The 20,911-nt window shown below is 62.5% G+C and carries 13 protein-coding genes; 9 read left to right on the forward strand and 4 right to left on the reverse strand.

The window, feature by feature from the left end:
- Window positions 1-26: 26 nt before the first annotated feature.
- Genes JSS27_19900 through JSS27_19910 form a run of 3 tightly spaced genes read right to left on the reverse strand, consistent with a single transcriptional unit; the run spans window position 27 to window position 6,168 of the window.
- Window positions 27-1,511, reverse strand: coding sequence for an oxidoreductase (locus JSS27_19900; protein ID MBS0211214.1), 1,485 nt, complete (start codon window positions 1,509-1,511; stop codon window positions 27-29).
- Between the two features lie 19 nt (window positions 1,512-1,530).
- Window positions 1,531-2,934: an oxidoreductase gene (locus JSS27_19905; protein ID MBS0211215.1), complete on the reverse strand. Its 1,404-nt coding sequence runs from the start codon at window positions 2,932-2,934 to the stop codon at window positions 1,531-1,533.
- A 39-nt stretch (window positions 2,935-2,973) separates the two neighbouring features.
- Entirely contained in the window at window positions 2,974-6,168 is a 3,195-nt protein-coding gene (locus tag JSS27_19910) for a DUF2309 domain-containing protein (GenBank protein ID MBS0211216.1), read from the reverse strand.
- Window positions 6,169-6,903: 735 nt separating this feature from the next.
- Here JSS27_19910 and JSS27_19915 point away from each other — a divergent pair.
- Window positions 6,904-8,040 (forward strand): terpene cyclase/mutase family protein, encoded by a 1,137-nt coding sequence (locus JSS27_19915; protein ID MBS0211217.1) that lies wholly within the window; start codon window positions 6,904-6,906, stop codon window positions 8,038-8,040.
- A gap of 240 nt (window positions 8,041-8,280) precedes the next feature.
- Here JSS27_19915 and JSS27_19920 read toward each other — a convergent pair whose 3' ends face one another.
- On the reverse strand, window positions 8,281-9,054 hold the full coding sequence (locus JSS27_19920) for a methyltransferase domain-containing protein (GenBank protein MBS0211218.1): 774 nt from the start codon (window positions 9,052-9,054) through the stop codon (window positions 8,281-8,283).
- Window positions 9,055-9,259: 205 nt separating this feature from the next.
- Between JSS27_19920 and JSS27_19925 the strand changes: the two genes are divergently transcribed.
- From JSS27_19925 to JSS27_19960, 8 genes are all read left to right on the forward strand, one after another.
- Window positions 9,260-10,480 carry a xylosidase/arabinosidase gene (locus JSS27_19925; GenBank protein MBS0211219.1) on the forward strand — a complete coding sequence of 407 codons (1,221 nt, stop codon included), beginning with the start codon at window positions 9,260-9,262 and terminating at the stop codon, window positions 10,478-10,480.
- A gap of 327 nt (window positions 10,481-10,807) precedes the next feature.
- Window positions 10,808-12,598 carry a PQQ-binding-like beta-propeller repeat protein gene (locus JSS27_19930; protein MBS0211220.1) on the forward strand — a complete coding sequence of 597 codons (1,791 nt, stop codon included), beginning with the start codon at window positions 10,808-10,810 and terminating at the stop codon, window positions 12,596-12,598.
- Between the two features lie 51 nt (window positions 12,599-12,649).
- Window positions 12,650-13,099 carry a hypothetical protein gene (locus tag JSS27_19935; GenBank protein MBS0211221.1) on the forward strand — a complete coding sequence of 150 codons (450 nt, stop codon included), beginning with the start codon at window positions 12,650-12,652 and terminating at the stop codon, window positions 13,097-13,099.
- Between the two features lie 537 nt (window positions 13,100-13,636).
- Window positions 13,637-16,792 carry a DUF1553 domain-containing protein gene (locus JSS27_19940; protein ID MBS0211222.1) on the forward strand — a complete coding sequence of 1,052 codons (3,156 nt, stop codon included), beginning with the start codon at window positions 13,637-13,639 and terminating at the stop codon, window positions 16,790-16,792.
- A gap of 270 nt (window positions 16,793-17,062) precedes the next feature.
- Window positions 17,063-18,544 (forward strand): DUF1501 domain-containing protein, encoded by a 1,482-nt coding sequence (locus JSS27_19945; GenBank protein ID MBS0211223.1) that lies wholly within the window; start codon window positions 17,063-17,065, stop codon window positions 18,542-18,544.
- The gene (locus JSS27_19950) at window positions 18,541-19,848 is read left to right on the forward strand and encodes a site-2 protease family protein (protein ID MBS0211224.1); all 1,308 of its coding nucleotides are present in this window, start codon (window positions 18,541-18,543) and stop codon (window positions 19,846-19,848) included. The genes JSS27_19945 and JSS27_19950 overlap by 4 nt, the downstream gene beginning before the upstream one ends.
- 270 nt (window positions 19,849-20,118) lie before the next feature.
- Window positions 20,119-20,349, forward strand: a complete 231-nt coding sequence (locus tag JSS27_19955) for a DUF433 domain-containing protein (protein MBS0211225.1) — start codon at window positions 20,119-20,121, stop codon at window positions 20,347-20,349.
- A complete protein-coding gene (locus tag JSS27_19960) occupies window positions 20,346-20,714 on the forward strand; it encodes a DUF5615 family PIN-like protein (GenBank protein ID MBS0211226.1) in 369 nt (122 codons plus the stop codon). The genes JSS27_19955 and JSS27_19960 overlap by 4 nt, the downstream gene beginning before the upstream one ends.
- The last annotated feature ends 197 nt before the right edge of the window (window positions 20,715-20,911 follow it).

Genomic DNA, 20,911 nt, shown 5'->3' on the forward strand with positions numbered 1-20,911 from the left:
GGCGAATGCTCAGCCGTCGTGGCGACTTATTCGGCCGGTTGATGGGCCGTCGCGCGATGTCCCAAGTGAGGCGGCTCGGGCTTTTCGACTTCGGGCTTGAGGCGGATGTTGACACGGCGCTGATTGATCAGTTCCTCGGCCGCCGCGTGACGCGATTCGACGTTGCCTTGTGGCAACAGACCGCCAATCAGCAACAGCGCGGCCACGAACAACACCGCGAACTTCTCGCGAGCGCCGATGCCCAACCAGACCGACGAGACGTGATGCTTGCCGGTGAAGAGCAGGAAGTACGCCTTGACGACGGCAATGCCGTTCAGGGCCGCGGCAATCACCACCGCCAGTCCGACGTGCGGATAGATCTCGACCGCGCTATCGACCAGCAACTCGGTGCCGACAAAGCCCAGCGTGCCCGGGAAGCCGACGCTGGCCAGCCCGGTGAGCATGAAACAAATCGCCAGCGCGGGCGTGTGTTCGTAAAGTCCTTGGTGCTCGATCAGTTGCAGTCGACCGCGGCGGGCTTCGAGCGCTCGCAGGGTCAGACCGAATCCGCCCAACGACATCCCCAACGATAGCCACAAGCAGAGCGCCCCGGTCAACCCGTGCATGGTGCCCGAGTCGAGTTGCAACGAGACCATTTCCAGCCCCATCAGCACGAAGGCCGAATGGCTGATGAACAGATAGCAGAAGAACCGCCGCCCTTCGCGCTGGACCAGCGCCATGCCGGCAGCGTAAACGGCGGTGACCAATGACAACAACCCGATGCTGCGCAGCACCTGGTCGGGCGCCACCGGCACCATCAACCGCACGGCGGCATACGCGCCGGTGATCGGCGTGACGTAGAGCAGGGCGGTGCCAAACGTGGCCTTCTCGAACAGGTCGGTCATCCAGGAATGGAACGGGAAGATGCCGCAACGGATGAACACGGCCACCAGAATCGGAATCACCACGGCCAGCGAGTGCAGCCGGTGAGGGCCATCGAGTTCAACCACGGCCCAGCCGACGATCAACAGCACCACGAACGACAGCATGTAAATCAAATAGACGCGCGCCGACTGATTGCGGGCTTTCAATTCGAGGTAGGGCGGAATCGCGCCGATGGCCAACAGGGCGATGATCCCCCACGGCTCCCGACAGCCCAGGGTGGCCAGCACCACCGCCTCGGAAAACAAGCTCCAGGCAAAGGAAAAACGGCGAATCTTGGTCCGCAACGTGGTCAACGACATCAACGAATAAAGCAGCGCCGCCAGCGGCAGCAGCGGCGCGCTGAATCGGTCGATGCCGAAAATGGTGCGACCGAACATCATGTGCAACACGCCCGGCCGCCCCGGCTCGACGCCGTCGAGCAACACGGAGTGGAACTCGTGCCACAGGGCGACCGTGAACAGCAGGGTGACACCCGAAAAGACCAGGCACCACTTTCGCGCCAGGTACGAATCCCGCAGGCGCCCCACGTACAGGGCGCCGACGAGCGGCAACAGAATCGCAAGTTCAAGCCAGGGCAATTGGGGCATCGTCGTTCAACAATAAATTTTATTCGGCCAACAATTCGTCAATCGTGCTACTGGGATGTTCCACGTGGATCGGCTCGGTTGGAGTGCCACCCGAGAGGAAGTCCGTCCAGCGCCGCTCCAGCCGGTCGCACCAGGCGAACGCGCTGAGCACCCTGTCGACCACGCCGATATTGAGCCAGACGTCGAGATAGCCACGTTCCAGCGCCAAGCGATAAAACCAGCGGCGAGTCCGCTCGCCGACCAGGCGTTCCCACCAGGAAAGTTTGAGACGCGACGTCTGTCCCAGGCGGCCGCCGATGGCGTTTTCGAGCGTGCGATAATCGTGCAGCAGCGTCGGCGCTCGGATGAATTGCAGCGTCCGCAAGCAGGCGTGGCCGATGATGTGGATCAGCGCCAGGTAGTGCCAGCCGAGGCCGATTTCGGCCACGATGATCCCCACTTGGGTCAGCGAGGCGAACACCAAGGCGCACTTGATATCGGTCTGTACGCGGCCGGTAAAGGAAGCGAACACCGCGGTAATCAAGCCGACCGCCACCACCAGCACGCACAGCAACGGCGATTGCTGAAGAATCGGACTGACGCGCAATAGTAGATACGCGCCCAGATGCACCGACAGCGCGCCATAGAAGACGGCGCTCGACGGAGTGGGGCCTTCCATCGCTCGTGGCAACCAGCCCGAGAACGGCACCAAGGCCGACTTGCCGGCCGCGGCGATCAACACCAGCAGCCCGACCCAGAACGCCTGGGACGGATCGAGCACCGACTGTCCCTCGGGCCAGACTCCGGTGCCGAACAGCCCGTCAAAGTCCCCTTGGGCCGCGGTGTGATGCAACACAACCGAGGCCACCAATAAGGCGGCGTCGGACACGCGGTAAATCGCCCAGACGCGCAGCCCATTGCGAACCGGCAACAGTCGCTCGTGAAAAAACGCCACTAGCAAGGCCGACGACAAGCCGACCAACTCCCAACCGGTGAACAAGGTCTCGATTGTGTTGGCCAGCGTCGTCATCACGCAGCCCAGCAAGAACAGCGCGTAAAAGACGAAGAACCGGCTGAACCCTCGCTCGCGGTGCATGTACCGGTTGGCGAAAGCGCCCACGATGCCACACAGCAAGAAACACATGATCACGAACGGCACCGACAACCGGTCGAAGACGAAGTTCACGTGAAAGTGAAAGTGCGGGATCGACACCCAATCGCCAAAGTCGATCACCACGTGCTCGGTGCCCAACAGCAACATCCCGTCGAGCATCGCCACCGACGCCAACAAGCCAAGCGAAACGGCAATCTGCACACAACGATGAATCGCTCGCTCGGACAGCGACTTGCCAATCAAGGAAGGGAGCCCCAACATCGCCAGCAACGCCATCGGCGCGACAATGACGGCGCGGCCTATCCAGAGGAGTGACGCTTCGGTGAACATGGTGGCTTTCGTGGCCTCTGAACAATGAGTGATGCGTGACTAGCCAGCCGCCTCGGGAGCGATCTGGGCAAAGCCCAGGTGGTCGCGCCAGCCGCGATACCATTCGATCGACGAATTGACCTGCGGCAACTCGGCGGTGTGGGGCTGATATAACTCGTACTCGCCTTGGCGGTAAATCCGCAGTTGATTCGATTCGGGGTCCAGCAGGATCAACTGCACCCAACCGTTGCGAAAAATATTCCCTACGATCGAGTTGCGATCCATGATCTTTTCGATCCGCTCGGGCGTGGTCTCGAGGATGAACAACAGCCGCAGTGGCTCGTGAATCTCGACCCCTTGCCAGGGCAATCCGGAGCGCAGGTCGCTGGCGTGGCCGTCCATCACGCCCAAGAGCGACGTGACGTTGTGCGGCAGCTTGGTTCCCGCGCCCCAGCCGGTCGAGTCGACATAGCTGAAATAATATTGCAGGCTGATGCCCGAGCAGACTGGCGCTAGCGGCGCGAGGATGCGTCCCAGAATCGACGATTCATCGTCGTCCTGCGTCGGATCGTACGAGTGCAGGAACGCGCGACGGTCCATGTAGAGCCCGCGCACTCGCTCGCGCCGGCCGGCAAAGGCGATCGCGACCGACGCATTGCCAAACTCGGGGCGGGTCTGGGCCAGATCCTCGGAGCGGCCTTCCACGTGCCAGTGGGCTTCCTCAGGCGTGAGGTCGAACGAGGCCGAGTCAAACCGCCGGCAGCGCTCGTGGGCGTTGCGCTGACAGACTTCGGCCAGGCTGTCTTGCGCCGCTTCAAACACGCGATGGTGCGTCTTGGGAAGCCGATCCAGGTCATAGAACGTGATCGTGTCGTTGCAGGTGTTGTGCAGCCCCCCCAGGAAGAACGTCCCCTCGGGCACCGCGAGACCACGCTGGGCCAGAATCTTGCGCACACGCGGATCGTTGAACATCAGCGCCAGCGCCCGGGCGTTGGGACCGCCAGCGCTCCCCGAACACGCGCCACAGTGATAGGCCGACTCGTGCGGGTTGTTCAAGCAGTACGAGCCGTGGCCAAAGATCATCACCAGCGGCGCGAAATGATCGATCAAGCCCGTGTCGCGCAGCATGCGCTCGGCGATGTTCGCCATCTCGTCAACCGAGAAGCCGATGCCGTCCCCCGTGGGCCCCGATTCGGCGGCCGTGCGCTCGATAACCAGCCGCGTGACCGGCGGCGGTTCCATCCACTGGCCGGCGGTACGCCGCAAACGGGCCGTCAACCGCGGGAACAACACCCGCGCCAGCAGGGGGACCGACGCCAGCACTCCCAATCCGGCCAGCACGGCGCCGCCGGCGATGCCGCGGCTGCGATTGTGAATATTCAGCGTGGTTTTGCCGACGGCGCGGCGCGCGCGCTCGCGGCGGCGATTCATCTCTTCGAGCGAGTAGACCACTTCCTCGACGACCCAGTGCTTCGGATGCACGACAATCGGGCACAGCGCCTGGTAATTGGCGTCGGACACCCCGCGGTAATAGATCGGCACGCAGTAGAACCCCGCCGCGCCGAACGTCTCGGCGTCGGGCACCGTCTCTTCCAGGTGGCGGCGGAACGATTCCTCGCGGGCGTCGATGCAGAACATCGCCTGAAAGCGCGGCTGCTCCACGCGGCGCGGCGCTCGCGCGCAGTGGACCGAAAAAGCGTCCAAGGCTCGTTCGCGATAAGTGCGCTCGAAGGCCAATTGAAACACCCGGCGGCGTTCCATGCTCCAGAACGCTTCCATCTCGGTGACCAGCGCTTGCCACTGGTTGCGTGACAGATGATGCAGGCGCCGCGGGCTCCAGCCCAGCACCTGGGCCACCTGAAACACGACCAGCGCTCGTTGTTCCAAGCTAGTCACGCGCCGCCGCGCGCCGTGAGCGCGAAGGAAGTCGCGCAGCTCGCCCAGCGGCGCGTCGAAGCCCAGCGATTGCCTGGCCAGATGCTTCAGCGCGAAGCGTTCGAGAATCAGCCGCACGGCCAGAAACTCGGCCAGCGTGCCGGCCGGCGCGCCGCGCGCCACCCGGTCGCCGCGGACCTCCATCTGCCACAGCATGCCGGCCCAGCCGCGCAAGGCGAGCAACGTGGCGGCGATCTTGTCGTCCCACTTGGAATGCGGCAGGCCAAGCAGTTGCAACGATTCGAGAATTGATTCCTCGGGGCCAAGGCCAGCCGCTTCGATCCGTTTGAACTCGGCGCTCAAGCCGGCGAGCCAGGCCTCGGGCGAGCCCCCTGGCTGGTCATAGATGGCGCGGAAAGCTTGGAAGAAGCCCCGGTCGCGATCGGGCATCTGCCAATAGGCAAACCCCTGATCGGTAAAGGCCGCGCAGAAGCGAATCAACAACTCGTGTACCAGTAGATCGCTGTCGTCGCTCGTGGCGTCGAACAGCGCGTCGCGCAGCCGGAACGGCGGCGGCGTGGGCAGCCCCGTCGAGCCACAAGCGTGCGCCCCTTCGCGACAGATCCGCCACAACGCCTGCAGCGCGAGCGCTTCCCACGTCTCGCGAGGCCATTGTTCGATCGACGTCTCGCCATAGCGTTCGAGCAAGTCGGCCAGCAAGTGCCGGGCACCGCGATCCTTGCCCACGTGGCGGTGTGATTCAGGATCGTATTCGCGCTCTTCGTGGGGCGCGGCGCCTTGTTGCTGGCGCGCGTGGTGACGGCCAGCGTGACCGTGGGGCGCGTGATGATGCCCGTCGTGGATGTCGCGCATCACCCAATGCCGCGTTTCTTCCAGAATCCGCTCGCGCATCGTGGACGGCGCTTCGTCCCGAAAGCGGGTCAATGCGTCGGTCTCGGCCACGAACCAGCGCAGCTCTTCGGGCGGCCCCTTGCGCAGCGTGTGTTCGAGCATGGCCAGCCGCAGTTCGAACCGCGTGGCCAGTGACCCAATCACTTCGTCGGCGCGCTCCCCCAGGTCTTCGCGCAACACGGTTGCCAGATCGACCAGCCGAATCCGATCGTGGGTCAGCTTGTCTCGGTATTGGCTTTCGAGCAAATAAGGCTGACAACCGAACAGCCGCGCCCCCTTGCGGACACCGTCCTCGAACGGCATCGTTTCGAGCGCCTGCAACGTATTCAGGAACACAAAGGCCGTGATCGGGCCTTGCGCAGGGAGCAACTCGGCCGCGCGCCGAATCAGCTCGCGCAGGTGGTCCAGGTCGAGCTGTTGTTCGGCCGATGGTTTGGACGGATTAGGTGGGGGGCTAGCTTCAGGCACGGGAGTAACCGTCGTTGATGGAGGCAACGAGCGCTATGGGGTACGAAATCGTCGGTGGGGGCGGCCGCGCCGCCCGGGGATGATCGCCTGACTCCTAACTCTAGGACGCGGCTAAGTAGTTGCCACAAGCCAAGATACTACGTCCTGGCTAGTCATTTGAAAACGACCCGCAGCGGGGGACGAGCACTCGCGCTTCGTCGGCGCGGCTGGCCTGCTCCGCATACTCGAACCGCAAGGGGTTCGATATCCGACCGACAAACCGTCCATCATCCAGCTCCTTTCCGAACCGGGGCGAGCGATGCATGTCGCGAACCGTAGATTGACAGTTGCCTGGGGCGAACCTTCACGCACATCCCTGGCGCGGGCGTTTTGCTGCTGACGCAGTTGACGAAAGAGCAAACCAGCGATGGGCTTCAGACCACGAAGACCATCGGCATCTAACCACGAAAACAAGCCCTCTAGGGTCCGTAGCGCTCGGTGGACAACTGTCGTTCCCGGTCGACCATGCTGAAATTATTCTTGTTTGCCAGGTGGCCATGCCACCCGCATCATCATTACAAAACCCTCATCCATTTTCGACTGGTTCCAGAGTGATTGTTGCTAGATTCTTCGCGACTGGCCCCTTGGGATTGATGGTTCCCAGGGGGAAATCGTTGCCTAATCCGTGGCCCTTGCCATATCATGCCGGCCTCGCCCCCGGCCGCCTGCTTGCCCTCCTTTCGGAGACTAATTGTTATGCGTTGCCTCGCCGCGCTCGCCTTGTTCGCACTCGCCGTTTCATTTTCGGGAAGGTCACTGGCCGCCGAAACACCCGCCGAGCCGGTACCGCAATATCAATTTGAATCGATCACTGTGGCGACGGCCTCGGCCGACGAGCCGCGCGCCGCGGCGCTCGACGTCGAGAAGGCGCTCAAGTACTTGGACCAGGGGGCGCTCGCCTGGTCAGGCAGCCGCAAATGCGTGAGCTGTCACACCAACGGCATGTACATGACGGTTCGCCCGGCGCTTTCGCCGACGGCCGGCGCGCCGAATCCGGCCATTCGCGAGTTCTTCGTCAAGACCTTGAAGCAAAAGCAAGAGGTGGCCGCCGAGACTCTTGCCAAAGGAACGGCCCCCGAACAAGTGATCTACCTGGCCACTGGTCTGGCCGAATGGGATCGTCACGTGAGCCGCGAGTTGTCCGCCGAGACCGCTGCCGCGCTGAAGCTGATGCTTTCGATCCAGCGCGAAGACGGCACCTGGGGCGCGATCGATTGCTGGCCGCCGTACGAAAGCGACTCGTATCATCCAGCGACCGTGGCGGCGATGGCCATTGCCACCGCGCCGGGCTGGTTGGCCAACTTGAAGGACGAAGATCAGCTCGCGCGTGTCGAGCGCCTGCGTCAATACCTGCGCACGACAAAGCCCCCGCACGACTATGGCCGGGTGCTGTTGCTGTGGGCCAGCACGCGGTTGCCGGGCATTGTTGAAGACCGGGCCGAGCTGCTCTCGACATTGAGCAAGCATCAACGCGAAGACGGCGGCTGGTCGATCCGCACCTTTGCCGAGCCCGAGCAATGGGGACGCGGCAATCGAGCCGAGAAGCTGCGCGGCGAGCCCGACTTTGCCAACCCGGCCAGCGATGGACACATGACCGGCCTGGCCATCGTCGTGCTGCGCGAGGCGGGCGTGCCGGCGAACGATCCCAGGATCGAGCGGGGCATCGCCTGGCTCAAGTCGCAACAGCGCGCTTCCGGGCGCTGGTGGACGCGCTCGCTGAACACCGACAAGTCCCACTACATCACCTACAGCGGCACGGCTTATCCGCTGTGGGCGCTGCAAATGTGCGGGCAACTCCCGGTCCAACCGACCGTCAAAGCCGCTTCTCGCTGAGGCATTTGCCACTGAAGCACAGAGACACGGGGGATTGCACGGAGAGAATACGCAGACGGAGAGGGGAGAGGGGAAGGAAATGATGAGTGCTGAGTGATGAATGATGAGTGGGGGGCGACGTGCGTCGTACCCAGTACACAGAGCGACTAAGCGATCCGCCTTTTTCCCTCAATTCATCACTCATCACTTCCCCTCCATTCTCCTCTCCGTGCAACCCTCCGTGTCACCGTGCCTCCGTGGCTAAGTATTCCGCGCGCTGAAGAAGATACGCGAGAACGGAAACAGCGTCACATCGCCCGACGGGGGATACGCCTGATCAAGGCGTCGGCCTAGCTCGCGTTCGAACTCGGCGGCCTCTTGTTCGTCAAGCCGTGCCAACAGCGGCCGGAGCGACGTGCCGCGCAGCCAATTCAACACCGGCTGTGGCCCGCGCAGCACGTGCATATAGGTCGTTTCCCAGGCGTTGACCACGCAGCCCAGCGCGTGCAACCGTTCGACGTACCAGGCCAGCGGCTGCACCGAATCGGCGTGCAGCCCGACGCCGGCCACGCGCTCACGCCAGCGCGCTTCGTGGACCAAGTCGAACAAGATTGTGTGGCTCGGTGCGCGGAAGTTGTTCGGCATCTGCACGGCCAGCGTGCCGCCGGCCGCCAACACGGCCGTCAGTCGCGCCAGGAGCGCCGCGTGATCGTCAATCCAATGCAGCGCCGCATTGCTGACAATCAAGTCGATTGGCGTCGCACACTTCCAAGTCGCTAGATCGGCCTCGACGAACTCCAGCCGGCCGCGTTGCGACAGCGGTTGTGCCGCCGCCAGCATCTCGGCCGAATTGTCGACGCCGATCACATGGGCCGCGGGCCAGCGCTCGCTCAAGGTTTGGGTCAGCGCACCCGCGCCACAGCCCAGGTCGACAATCGTGCCCGGAGATTCGACGTTGATCTGGGCCAGCAGGTCGCCGAACGGTCGCGCTCGCTCGCTGCTGAATCTGCCGTAGATTGTGGGATCCCAGGGCATGCTGCTTGATTGCTTGCGGTCGCCTATGATGGTGCGTCGAGTAGGATGGCCTATGCACCGTTGTATCACGACCCACCGAGGTTTGCATTCGATGCCGTTTGTTCGCTTAATGTCGCTCACGCTCATCGTCGCAACGTCGCTCGTGGCGTTCCCGAGTCTCAACGCCAGCGCCGCCGAACCCTCGCGCGAGGAAGTGCTGGCCGCCATGACGCCCTACGCGGGTCAGCACGCGGCCGGCGTCGATCGCGCCACGCTGACCGGCAAGCTGATGGCCGGCTATCAAGGCTGGTTCACTACGGCCGATGACGGCACCGGCCAGGGCTGGCGGCATTACGCGAAGCAGGGGAAGTTCGAGCCGGGTTATTGCACGATCGACCTCTGGCCCGACGTTGCGGAACTTGATGCCGACGAGAAGTCCGCTACGCCGTTCCGGCACGCCGACGGCAGCACCGCGTACGTCTTCAGCTCGTCGCGCCAGAAAACCGTCCTGCGTCACTTTCGCTGGATGCGCGAGTACGGGCTCGACGGCGTCTTTGTCCAGCGCTTTGCCGTGGCGACGGTGCGCCCCGGCGACCTGCGACACTGCAACAGCGTGCTGATGAATTGCCGGCAAGGGGCGAATGAGAACGGTCGCTGCTACGCCCTGATGTACGATCTGTCGGGTCTGAAAGCCGACGGCATCGAACAAGTGATCGCCGATTTCAAGCTGCTGGTCGATCGAATGAAACTCGGTCGCGACGCCAACGATCACGCTTACCTACAGCACAACGGCAAGCCGGTCGTCGCCGTCTGGGGCGTGGGGTTCAATGACAAGCGAGCCTACACGTTGGCCGAGTGCGACCGGCTGGTGACGTTTCTGAAGGACGATCCACAATACGGCGGCAACTGCGTGATGCTCGGCGTGCCGACCTACTGGCGCAGTCTCGAACGGGACGCCATGCCCGACCCGTTGTTGCACCAGATCATTCTCAAGGCCGACATCGTCAGCCCCTGGACCGTTGGCCGATACCATTCGCCCGAGTCGGCCGAACGCCACGCCACGCAAGTCGCCGCGCCGGACATCACGTGGTGCCGCGAGCACCACAAGGACTACTTGCCCGTCGCGTTCCCCGGCTTCAGTTGGCACAACATGCGCCCCGAGTCCAAGCCCAACGCCATCCCGCGCTTGAAAGGGGATTTCCTCTGGCGGCAGTTCACGGCCTATAAGCAAGCCGGCGCGACGATGATCTACCAGGCGATGTTCGACGAGATCGACGAAGGGACCGCCATCTTCAAATGCACGAACGACCCGCCAGTCGGCGCGAGCAGCTTCATCACCCTCGAAGGCCTGCCGACGGACCATTATCTGTGGCTGGTGGGCAGGGGGGCGAAGCTGCTCCGCGGCGAGATCGAAGCCACGCCGACGCAACCGACGCGTTCTAAATGAAGCGTCACTCACTTCAGGGGGCACGCTAGCGCAATTCTCGCCGCGTTCTAGCGTCTCGGGTGGCACCGATGGCTCGGCCATCGGTGTTGCGCAGCAACAAGAAACTCGATGGGCACGCTCAACTCAAATAGAAACTCGCCACCCGTGTGGGACGGCGCTCGAGGTTTCTTGCGGCCTTCGGCCGCCCAGGTGCAAGCACCTGGGCCACCCATGCGACAGGGCCCTGAGAACTACGCTAGCGGATTCAAGTTGGCGCAGCCGCCGTCGGGCCGGACGATATAATTCGACGCCCTGATCGTTCCTCTCTTCTCGCAGGGAATCGTTGCTATGTCGACTTCGGCCACTGCCGCTGCGCCTTCGTCTCGAACGAACACGTCTGCCGCCGCGTCCGCTCAAAAGCCGTTGCGCCTCTGGCCGCTGGCGATTCCGCTGGCTGTGTTTTGGCTCTACACGTTCGGCTGTGACTACGTCGAGATGACGTCGCTGCAGCGTTTCCTCTCGCGGCTGATCGTTCACGCCGGGTTGTTGCTCTTCTGCCTGGTCTGGTGGCTGGGGAACCGGCGGATCGCGCGGCGCGACAAATGGATCGCCGTTGGCCTGACGGTGGCGGGTTTCTTCGCCACGTTGTTCGTCGCCGACAAGACGATGAGCGCCTTCGGGCTGCTGTTCGGGCTGTGCTATCTCTTCACCTGCGGCACGCTCTGGCTGTTGCTCACACGGCAAGCCAGCCACGCGATCCGCTGGGGCGGGCTCTATGCGATCGTCGTCCTGGTCTGGGCCTATCACGGGCTGGTCCGCTGGGAAGGTTTGGACGGCGCGCAGAACTCCAAGTATGCCTGGCGCTGGACGACGACCAAGGAGCAAAAGTTCCTGACCGAGCGCGACGACTCAACCGCCACGACCAAGCCGACCGCGACGCCGCCGCAAGCTGCCGCGCCGCTGGTGGCGACGCCCACCGACTGGACGCAATTCCGCGGCCCCGCGCAGAACAACCAGATTCATGGCGTGCCGTCGGCCGATTGGTCGGCAGCCGCGCCGCAGCCGATTTGGCGGCATCGCGTCGGCCCGGCCTGGTCGAGCGTGATCGTCATTGGCGACAACCTGTTCACCCAGGAACAGCGCGGCGAACAAGAAGCCGTCGTCTGCTACGACGCCGCGACTGGCAACGAGCGTTGGGTCCACACCGACGCGTCACGCTTCAACGAGCCGGTGTCCGGCGCCGGCCCGCGCGCCACGCCCGCCTTTCAGGACGGCAATGTTTTCACCATCGGCGGCAAGGGGGTCTTGAACTGTCTCGACGCCGCGACCGGCAAACCTCGCTGGGCTCACAATCTGGAAACCGACGCTGGCGCGATCATTCCGCAATGGGGCTACTCGAACTCACCATTCGTGGTCGACAACCTGGTCGTCGCCTATCTCGGCGGCGATGGCGATAACGGCCTGGTCGCCTATCGCGCCGACTCGGGTGCTGAAGTCTGGCGCGTCGCGGCCGGCAAGGGAAGTTACAGCACGCCACAGTTGTTGACCCTGCTGGGCCAGCGCCAATTGTTGCTATTGAGCGAGCGCGGCGCGATCAGCCACGAAATCGCCACGGGGCGCACCCTGTGGGAGTTGCCTCTGTTTGAAGTCGCGACGACGCCCTTTGTCCAGCCGCAAGCGATCAACGACCACGAGTTCCTGGCCCAGACCGGCGAAGGGATCGGGCTGGTCAGCGTGGCCCGCGACGTTGACCAGTGGACCGCCACCAAACGCTGGACCTCGAAAGCGCTCAAACCGTCGCTCGACGATTTCGTGGTCGTCGACGGGAACATCTACGGCTTTGATGACGGCATCTTCGGCTGTGTCGATCTCGAGACCGGCAAGCGGCGCTGGAAGCGCGGCCGATACGGTCACGGGCAAGTGCTGCTGCTGGCCGACGCCAAGCAGTTGCTCGTCATTTCGGAAACGGGCGAGGCGGTCCTGCTGGCCGCTAATCCCGAGCGACTCGAAGAGCTGGGCCGCTTCAAAGCGATCGAAGGCAAAACCTGGAACCACCCGGTGATCGCCCACGGCCGGCTCTACACGCGCAACGACGAAGAACTAGCGTGTTTTGCGCTCGAGCCAACGTCACGCCGCTGAGCTCTATCTGGCCCGATTTCTGCGTGCCTCCTAAGATGATCGGAGATAGCTATGGGAGTACGAAAAGCGATCGCTGCCGCAGAAAAAAAGATCCATCTAGAACCAAAGACAACGGGCAAGGATCCGCGCTGGCATGCAATTATCCAGGTAGGAGAATATATTGAGAAGAATCCGGAGTCTGTGTGGCGTTTCATTTCCAGGTGGGGTGGTTCGAAAGACGATGATTTGCGCACTGCAATTGCACTATGCCTGTTAGAGCATCTATTGCAGTATCATTTTGACACCTACTTCACCAAGATGAAGGTGCGTGCCTTAGAGGATCGTTTGTTCGCAGATGTAGTTATGTGGTGCCGATACTTCGGTCAGTCGGAACTTCCTCGTAATCGGAATCGATTGAGGAGACTTGTCGCTCAACTCGCTGAGAAGTTTGATTTCCGTATACCCTATCAACATGAATTGCGTCATTCCCGCGCAGGCGGGAATCTTGTTCGCCGGCCGTAAACTCTAGATTCCCGCCTGCGCGGGAATAACGGCCAACGCGGAGCGTAAAAGCGAATCCAGTCCCGTAGTAGCCGATCGATGTCATCTGTGCAGCGATGCGTGTTGGTAACGAGACCAGGTTGACACTTTTCCGTAGCCCAGGCGTTTACGCCTGGGGCAAGCGCAGGAGTTCCCAGCATTTCAGCCCCGTTCTACGGGGCTTATCGGTGATCGCACCGTTGGGGTACGTGAAAGCCCGGTGAACCGGGCTACCGGCATATTTCGACTCAGCAATCCCAGGCGTTAACGCCTGGGCTACGAAAAAGAAGACTTACTTTCTGACATCGATCACTAGATCGACTACTACCAAAGTCTTGAGCGTGCGGCGCACCGCACGCTTTTCCCCGGGAAAAAGTTTCTCCCCCGCCCCAGCTTCGGTATCATGGAACGGTGCGTCCGCCGCCCCACCAAGGCCCGGTCGCTCCCGCCTGGCGCGCTCGACCCCTAGCGTGCCGACTTCCTGCCGAACATTGGTCCTGGAGAAGCGTCGTGAGAGCGCTGGCCTGTTCGATTCTGCCGCTGTGCGTTGCCGTACTCGTGCCAAGCGCCGCGCCTGCCTTTGGCGCCGAGCCGCTGGAGTTCAACCGGGACGTGCGGCCGATCTTGTCGCAGAACTGCTTCGCCTGCCACGGCTTCGACGCCAAGCAGCGCAAGGCCGACTTGCGGCTGGACGTGCCCGAGGGAGCTTTCGCCGAGCACGACGGCTCGGCGGCCATTCGGTCGGGCCAGCCCGAGCAGAGCGAAGTCTGGCGTCGCATCAACACCACGGACGCCGACGAGGTGATGCCGCCGCAGGCGTCGCACAAAAAACTGACCGCCGCCGAAAAGACGGTGATTCGCCGCTGGATCGAACAAGGCGCGCCGTATCAAAAACACTGGGCCTTTGAACCGGTCCGCCGTGCGGCGGAACCCGCGGTCAAGAATCAAGCCTGGCCACGCAACGCCGTCGATCGGTTCATCCTGGCCCGGCTCGAAAAGGAACAGCTCGCGCCCCAGGCCGAGGCCGATCGCGAGACGCTGATTCGTCGCGTGTCGTTCCTGCTCACCGGGCTGCCGCCGACCTTGGAAGAAATCGATCGCTACGTCAATGACAAGAGCGGCGCTGACAAGAGCAACGACGCCTACGAGCAAATGGTCGATCGCTACCTGGCCTCGCCCCGCTATGGCGAGGAGCGTGCGCGATACTGGCTTGACGTCGCCCGCTATGCCGACACGCACGGCTTGCACCTGGACAACGAACGCCAGATGTGGGCCTATCGCGATTGGGTCATCGACGCGTTCAACAACAACCTGCCCTACGATCAGTTCACCGTCTGGCAATTGGCCGGCGACTTGTTGCCCAACCCAACGAACGAGCAACTGACCGCGACCGGTTTCAATCGCTGCAACGTCACGACCAGCGAAGGGGGAGCGATCGCCGACGAGTACGCCTATCGCTACGCCGTCGAGCGGGCCAGCACCACGATCCAAACCTGGCTCGGCCTGACCGGCGGTTGCGCGGTCTGCCACGATCACAAGTACGACCCGATCTCGGCGCGCGAGTTTTATTCGTTCTACGCCTTCTTCAACAACGCGGCCGATCCGGCCATGGACGGCAACGTGAACAACACCGCGCCGTTCCAGAAGTTGCCCGAGGCTGGTCAGCAGGCGTCGCTCGACGCAACGACCAAGCACGAAGCCGCGGCGCGCAGGGCATTGGAAGACGCCGCCACGCAGGCCAAGTACACCGACCCGGCCCAGGCGGCCGCCACCAGCGAGCAATCCGACGCCGAGTCGTCCGCCGAAATCGAGCTGACCACCGACGTCGTGTTCGACGATTTTTTCCCCTTGGGGGCGGTGCTTCGTAACACCTCGCGCAACGCGCCCAACTGGATCGCCGATCCACCGTTCGGCGCGCCGTCGGGACGCCGCGTGTTGAAACAGGCGAACTCCCATTTCTTTGAAGACACGGTGCAAAGCCAACTGTTGCCCGTCATCGTCCCCGAAGACGGGCGCTTCGAAGTCTGGCTCCGCGTCGATCCCGAGAATGTTCCCGATGGTGTGTCGATCGTGCTGGGCTCAACAGGCGGCACGCGCCGCGTCTGGTGGGGGAATGACGACGCCTTGGACGGTGGCTTTCCCGGCATTGCGCAAAGCGAGCGGATTGGTCCCTTGCCCGAGCCGGGACAATGGACGCGGCTGATCGTCAGCGCCAAAGATTTCGGACTGAAAGCCGGTCAGCGGGTCAATTCGATCGCCCTGCAACAGGCTGGCGGCGTGGTCTATTGGGACGCCTTTGCCGTGCAAGGGATCGTCGCCCCCGAGAAAGATCCACTGGCCTCGTTCACCAACTGGTGGCAAGGCGTAGGCCAGAAAGCGCCCGCCGACGTCCCCGCCGAGTTGCAAGCGATTCTCACCGCCGGACCCAAGAAGGAAGCCACGCCCGAGCTGCGGGCCAAGCTGCAAAACTTCTACCTGGCCTACGTCGCGCGGCCGGTGAATCACCTGCTGGCCACGCGCCGCCGCGAGTGGGAATCGGCCCGGGCCGCGCGTTCGGCGGCCGAGTACGCCATGAACGGCACCATGATCTATCGCGACCGTGACGCGCCGAAGGATTCGTTCGTGATGATGCGCGGCCAATACGACAAGCCAGGGGACAAGGTCGAGCCCGCCGTGCCGGCCGTGTTCCCGGCACTCAAGAAAGCAAGCACTGACGGCCGGGCCACGCGGCTTGATCTGGCCCGCTGGCTGGTCGCGCCCGAACATCCGCTGACGGCACGCGTCGAAGTGAATCGCCTCTGGCAGGAAGTCTTTGGCACCGGGCTGGTGAAGACCAGTTACGATTTCGGTTCACAAGGCGAGGTGCCCAGCCATCCCGAGTTGCTCGACTGGCTGGCCAGCGAGTATCGCGACAGCGGCTGGGACACCAAGCGCTTGTTGCGGTTGCTGGTCACATCGGCCACGTTCCGGCAACGCGCGTACGCCGGCGAAGCGCTGCGGCAGCGCGATCCCGAGAATCGCTTGCTGGCCCGCGGGCCGCGCTTCCGGCTTGACGCGGAACAGATTCGAGACGCGGCCCTGTTCACTGCCGGGCTGATCAACTTGGACATGGGTGGCCCGGGCGTGAAGCCTTACCAGCCGCCGAACATCTGGGAACCAGTCGGCTATGGCGACAGCAACACCCGGTACTATCTGCAGGATCACGGCGCGTCGTTGTATCGTCGCAGCTTGTATGTCTTTTTGAAGCGGACCGCGCCGCCGCCGTTTATGTCGAACTTCGACGCACCGAACCGCGAGCAGTTCTGCACTCGCCGCGAGCGGAGCAATACGCCGTTGCAAGCGCTGCAACTGATGAACGATGTTCAGTTCTTCGAGGCGGCCCGCGCGCTGGCCGAGCGGGCGATCGACGAAGGGGGCAAGACGCCCGAAGCGCGAATCACGTACCTGTATCGTGTGGCCGTCGGGCGGCGTCCCGACCCGGCCGAGTTGAAGCTGGTGGCCGCGGCCTATGCCAAGCAACTGCGCTTGTTCCAGGAACAGCCGCGCGACGCTTCGCGCGCCGTCAGCAACGGCGAATCGGTCCCCCGCCAGTTGGCCCCCGACACCGAGACGGCGGCCTGGACCTTGGTGGCGAATTTGATTTTGAACCTCGACGAAACCGTGAATCGAAACTAGATCAGCGTTTGGCGTTGCCGTGGCGCAGCGAGAAAATTTTGAACCGCAAAGACGCAAAGGGCGCAAAGAAGACATAAAAGAGTGAGTAAGGACGTATGCGTGCGAGCGAGGAAGTGCACTGTATTCCGAAGCCCCTAAGTCCCTCGTTCCGCAAACCTGAGTTTTCTTGGCGTCCTTTGCGTCTTTGCGGTTCAAATTGAATTGAGAAGGTTGTCAGATACGCGAAGTCGAGCATTACCTGCACGTAGTAGACCTATTTAGGCGCTTGCCATGAACCCAATGCTGGCCCAGCAACTCGATCTAACCCGGCGACAGTTCTTCGGCCGCTCGGGCGTGCGCCTGGGCGGGCTGGCGCTGGCCATGCTGGCCGCGCGCGGCTCGACGCCGTTGGGGTCGACACTGCGCGCCGCGACGAGCGAGCGCATTCAGCCGGCGCTGCCCGGCTTGCCCCACTTTGCTCCGCGGGCCAAGTCGGTCATCTACTTGCACATGAACGGCGGTCCTGCGCAGATGGACCTGTGGGATTACAAGCCGAAGCTCGGCGAGCAGTTCGACAAGGATCTGCCCGACAGCATTCGCCGCGGCCAGCGGATCACGACGATGACCAGCGGCCAGAAGCGGTTCCCTGTCGCGCCGTCGATGTTCAAGTTCGCCCAGCATGGCAAGTGCGGCACCTGGGCCAGCGAGTTGCTGCCTCACACGGCGAAATATGTCGACGATCTGGCCGTGGTGCGAACCGTGTTCACCAACGCCATCAACCACGATCCGGCCTGCACGTTCGTCATGACCGGCAGCGAGGTGCCCGGCAAGGCGAGTCTGGGCTCGTGGATTTCGTACGGCCTGGGGGCCGAGACGAACGATCTGCCCGCGTTCGTCGTACTGACGCCCAATTGGAAGTCCAAGGCTCAGGCCCAGGCACTGTTCACTCGCATGTGGAGCAGCGGCTTCCTGCCGACAGCGCACACGGGCGTGGCGCTGCGCAGCGTGGGGGATCCGGTCCTCTACCTGCAAAACCCGCCGGGGGTCGACGCCCGGCATCGCCGCGCCATGCTCGACACGGTCGAAGAGCTGAACGAACGGAGCTTCGCCCGCTTTGGCGACCCCGAGATTCAAACGCGCATCGCCCAGTATGAAATGGCGTTCCGCATGCAGACTAGCGTCCCTGACCTGGTCGATCTGACCCACGAGTCGGCGGCCACGCTGGCCATGTACGGCGACGACGTGCTGAAGCCAGGCACGTTCGCGTCGAGCGCGCTGCTGGCCCGGCGACTGGTCGAGCGCGGGGTGCGCGTGGTGCAGATTCTGCATCGCGGCTGGGACCAGCACGGCAACCTGCCGCGCGACCTGACGCTGCAATGCCAGGACACCGACCAGCCGGTGGCCGCGCTGTTGACCGACCTGAAGCAGCACGGACTGCTGGACGAGACGCTGGTCGTGTGGGGGGGCGAGTTCGGCCGGACGGTCTACTCGCAAGGGACGCTGACCACGACCAACTATGGCCGCGACCATCACCCCAAGAACTTCTGCATGTGGCTGGCCGGTGGCGGCGTGAAGGGGGGCGTCGTGCATGGCGAGACCGACGACTTCAGCTACAACATCGTCGACAAGCCGGTCCACGTGAACGACCTGAACGCGACGATCCTCCACTGCCTGGGCATCGACCACGAACGGTTCTCGTTCAAGTTTCAGGGGCTCGATCAAAGATTGACGGGCGTCGAGCCGCAACGGGTGATGACCGAGTTGTTGGCATGAGCGATGCTTCGTGGGCACACTGTTACGCATGTCATGCGCAATCGCGCTGGACATCTGCATTTAAGGCCGTCGGTGCGTGGCCTTACAAGAGGGTCGTTTGCCCTTGGTGTTGGAATCGACACCAAGCATCTGTTCATCAAGCCACGTTCATCTTTGGTTTGATTTCGCCAGCGATCGGTGTTGTTTTGACTTGGTACGGGCCAAGCGATGCTCGTTTCTTGGCGATCATTTGTTTTATGCTACCGATTATTGCCGTGGCAACAATCGCGCATGAACTCGGCCACGCGTTGACTGCCGAACTTCTGGGTATGCGTGTGTTTCGCGTCGTCTTAGGCGCAACTGGCAAGCCGATTCTGCATTGGCGGCTATGGAAGTGGAAGATTGATGTACTCAGTGGGCTTTGCGGCGCATTGGTGCAGGCTGGGCACCCAAGCCAACGACACATGCGCATGAAACAGTTTCTAATGGTCCTGGCGGGGCCGAGCACGAATCTGGTCCTCGCCGCCGTCGCACTATGGACGGCAGGCTTCAGGCCGAGTTCACTAATAATGGAAGATGTGCTCTGGGCTTGCTGCGCCGCAAACATGTTGTTGGCGGTTATTTCCCTCATTCCACATATGTCCACCACAGCGATTGGAAGAGCTCCAAGCGATGGATTACAGCTTCTAACATTGCCGTTTGCCTCTGCCGGAACGGTCGAGTTGTGGCGTAGCAGTTTCACTCTGCTCCAAACCGCTGAGGAATATGAATGCCGAAACTACGAGAGCACCGTTGCGTTGTGCCAGCAAGAGCTTCAAAGGAACCCGACGAACTTAGCCATTAAGCTGCACATGAGCGCAGCGCTCTGCCAATTAGAACGGTTTGGTGAAGCGCGCGACTTGCTCGAAGACTCATTCAAGGACTGCAATCTCGATTCGCCGCTCGGAGCTCTGATATGTAACAACCTTGCATTTGCGGACGTCGCCAGCGAGAGCGCGGAATTGCTTGCCGACGCTGACAAGAGATCGGCTCATGCGATGGCTTGGATACCCTGGGAGCCGGCAATCATGGGAACGAGGGGTTTCGTCTTGCTGTCGCTTGGCAAACTTGACGAAGCAATTACACTCCTCGAAAAGGCCTGCGATCGCCACGTTACTCCGCGCAGTAAGGCCATCAACGCAGCAGGCCTAACCATCGCCCTTGTGCGCCAAGGAGACCGAGATTTGGCGCGAGAAATGCTCGATTACGCGAGAGAACTCGATAGCCAGTGCAAATGGGTGCCGCGAGCGGAACACGAAGTCCTTCTTGCGAACCAACTAACGTAGCCAAAACCGCCAAGAGACTTCTCCCACTGGGGTGGTCCAGGCAACTTGCTTGGGCGGCGCAGCCGCAGAGGGATCGGGGCCGCTACACAATCGGCCTCTTGTCGCTGACGACACCGACAACCAGTTGTCAGTGGTACCCGGACTGACCGAGTTGCTGGCATGACTCGTTGAGCGAATCCAGGGAGTGGCGATTTCGCAGGTGCGCCGCTGCATTGCTTGCCTGAATTGACTAGAATTGAGGTGTCGACCAGCGAACCGAGGATTCCCGTCATGGCCTTCGATCGAATTACTTGCGACCCCGCGAAAATGAATGGCCAGCCCTGTATTCGTGAGTTGCGGCTCACGGTGCGCCGTGTGCTGGAAGCATTAGCCACGCATGCCAATCGTCAAGAATTGCGGGCCGAGTATCCTGAGCTCGATGACGAAGATATTCGCCAGGCACTGGGATATGCGGCCGCCAATCTTGACGATCGCGTGGCGGACCTGCGGCCGTCAGCATGAAGCTGCTTTTGGATCAGGGATTGCCCCGCTCGACCATCAAGTACTTAGCCGCCCTGGGCGTCGCTGCTGAGCACGTCGGCGACTTGGGGATGGCCGCCGCTACAGATACGGCGATTCTCGCTACGGCCCAGCAACGGCAGGCCGTAGTCGTCACGCTGGATGCGGACTTTCACCACTGGTTGGCTGCCACGCGCGCCACGTCGCCGTCCGTCGTGCGAATTCGCATCGAAGGTTTGAAGGGGGACCAATTGGCTGCAATTCTTGTTCAGGTCATTGCGACGACCGGCACGGAACTCACCAGCGGCGCTGTCGTGTCCGTCACCGAGGGGCGAATCCGAGTCCGGTCGTTGCCGATCGGTCGTTGAAGTCTGGCGAGCCTCTGGAGGTTCGGAAGTGCAATGGTGCGCATCCCCGCAATCGCCCAAAAAAGGGTTGTCCCTCGGGCGGCGCGCGGTCAGAATAGGCGCTGGCCGAAGTGAGTTCATTTTTCGCCCGCCTGTTACAATGCCTCGGCTGCCGCGTCGGTTTTTCCCGCCTACCCCCGTCCGACGTTCCAGAGTTC

This window comes from Planctomycetota bacterium (assembly GCA_018242585.1).
Classification (GTDB): Bacteria; Planctomycetota; Planctomycetia; order Pirellulales; family PNKZ01; genus JAFEBQ01.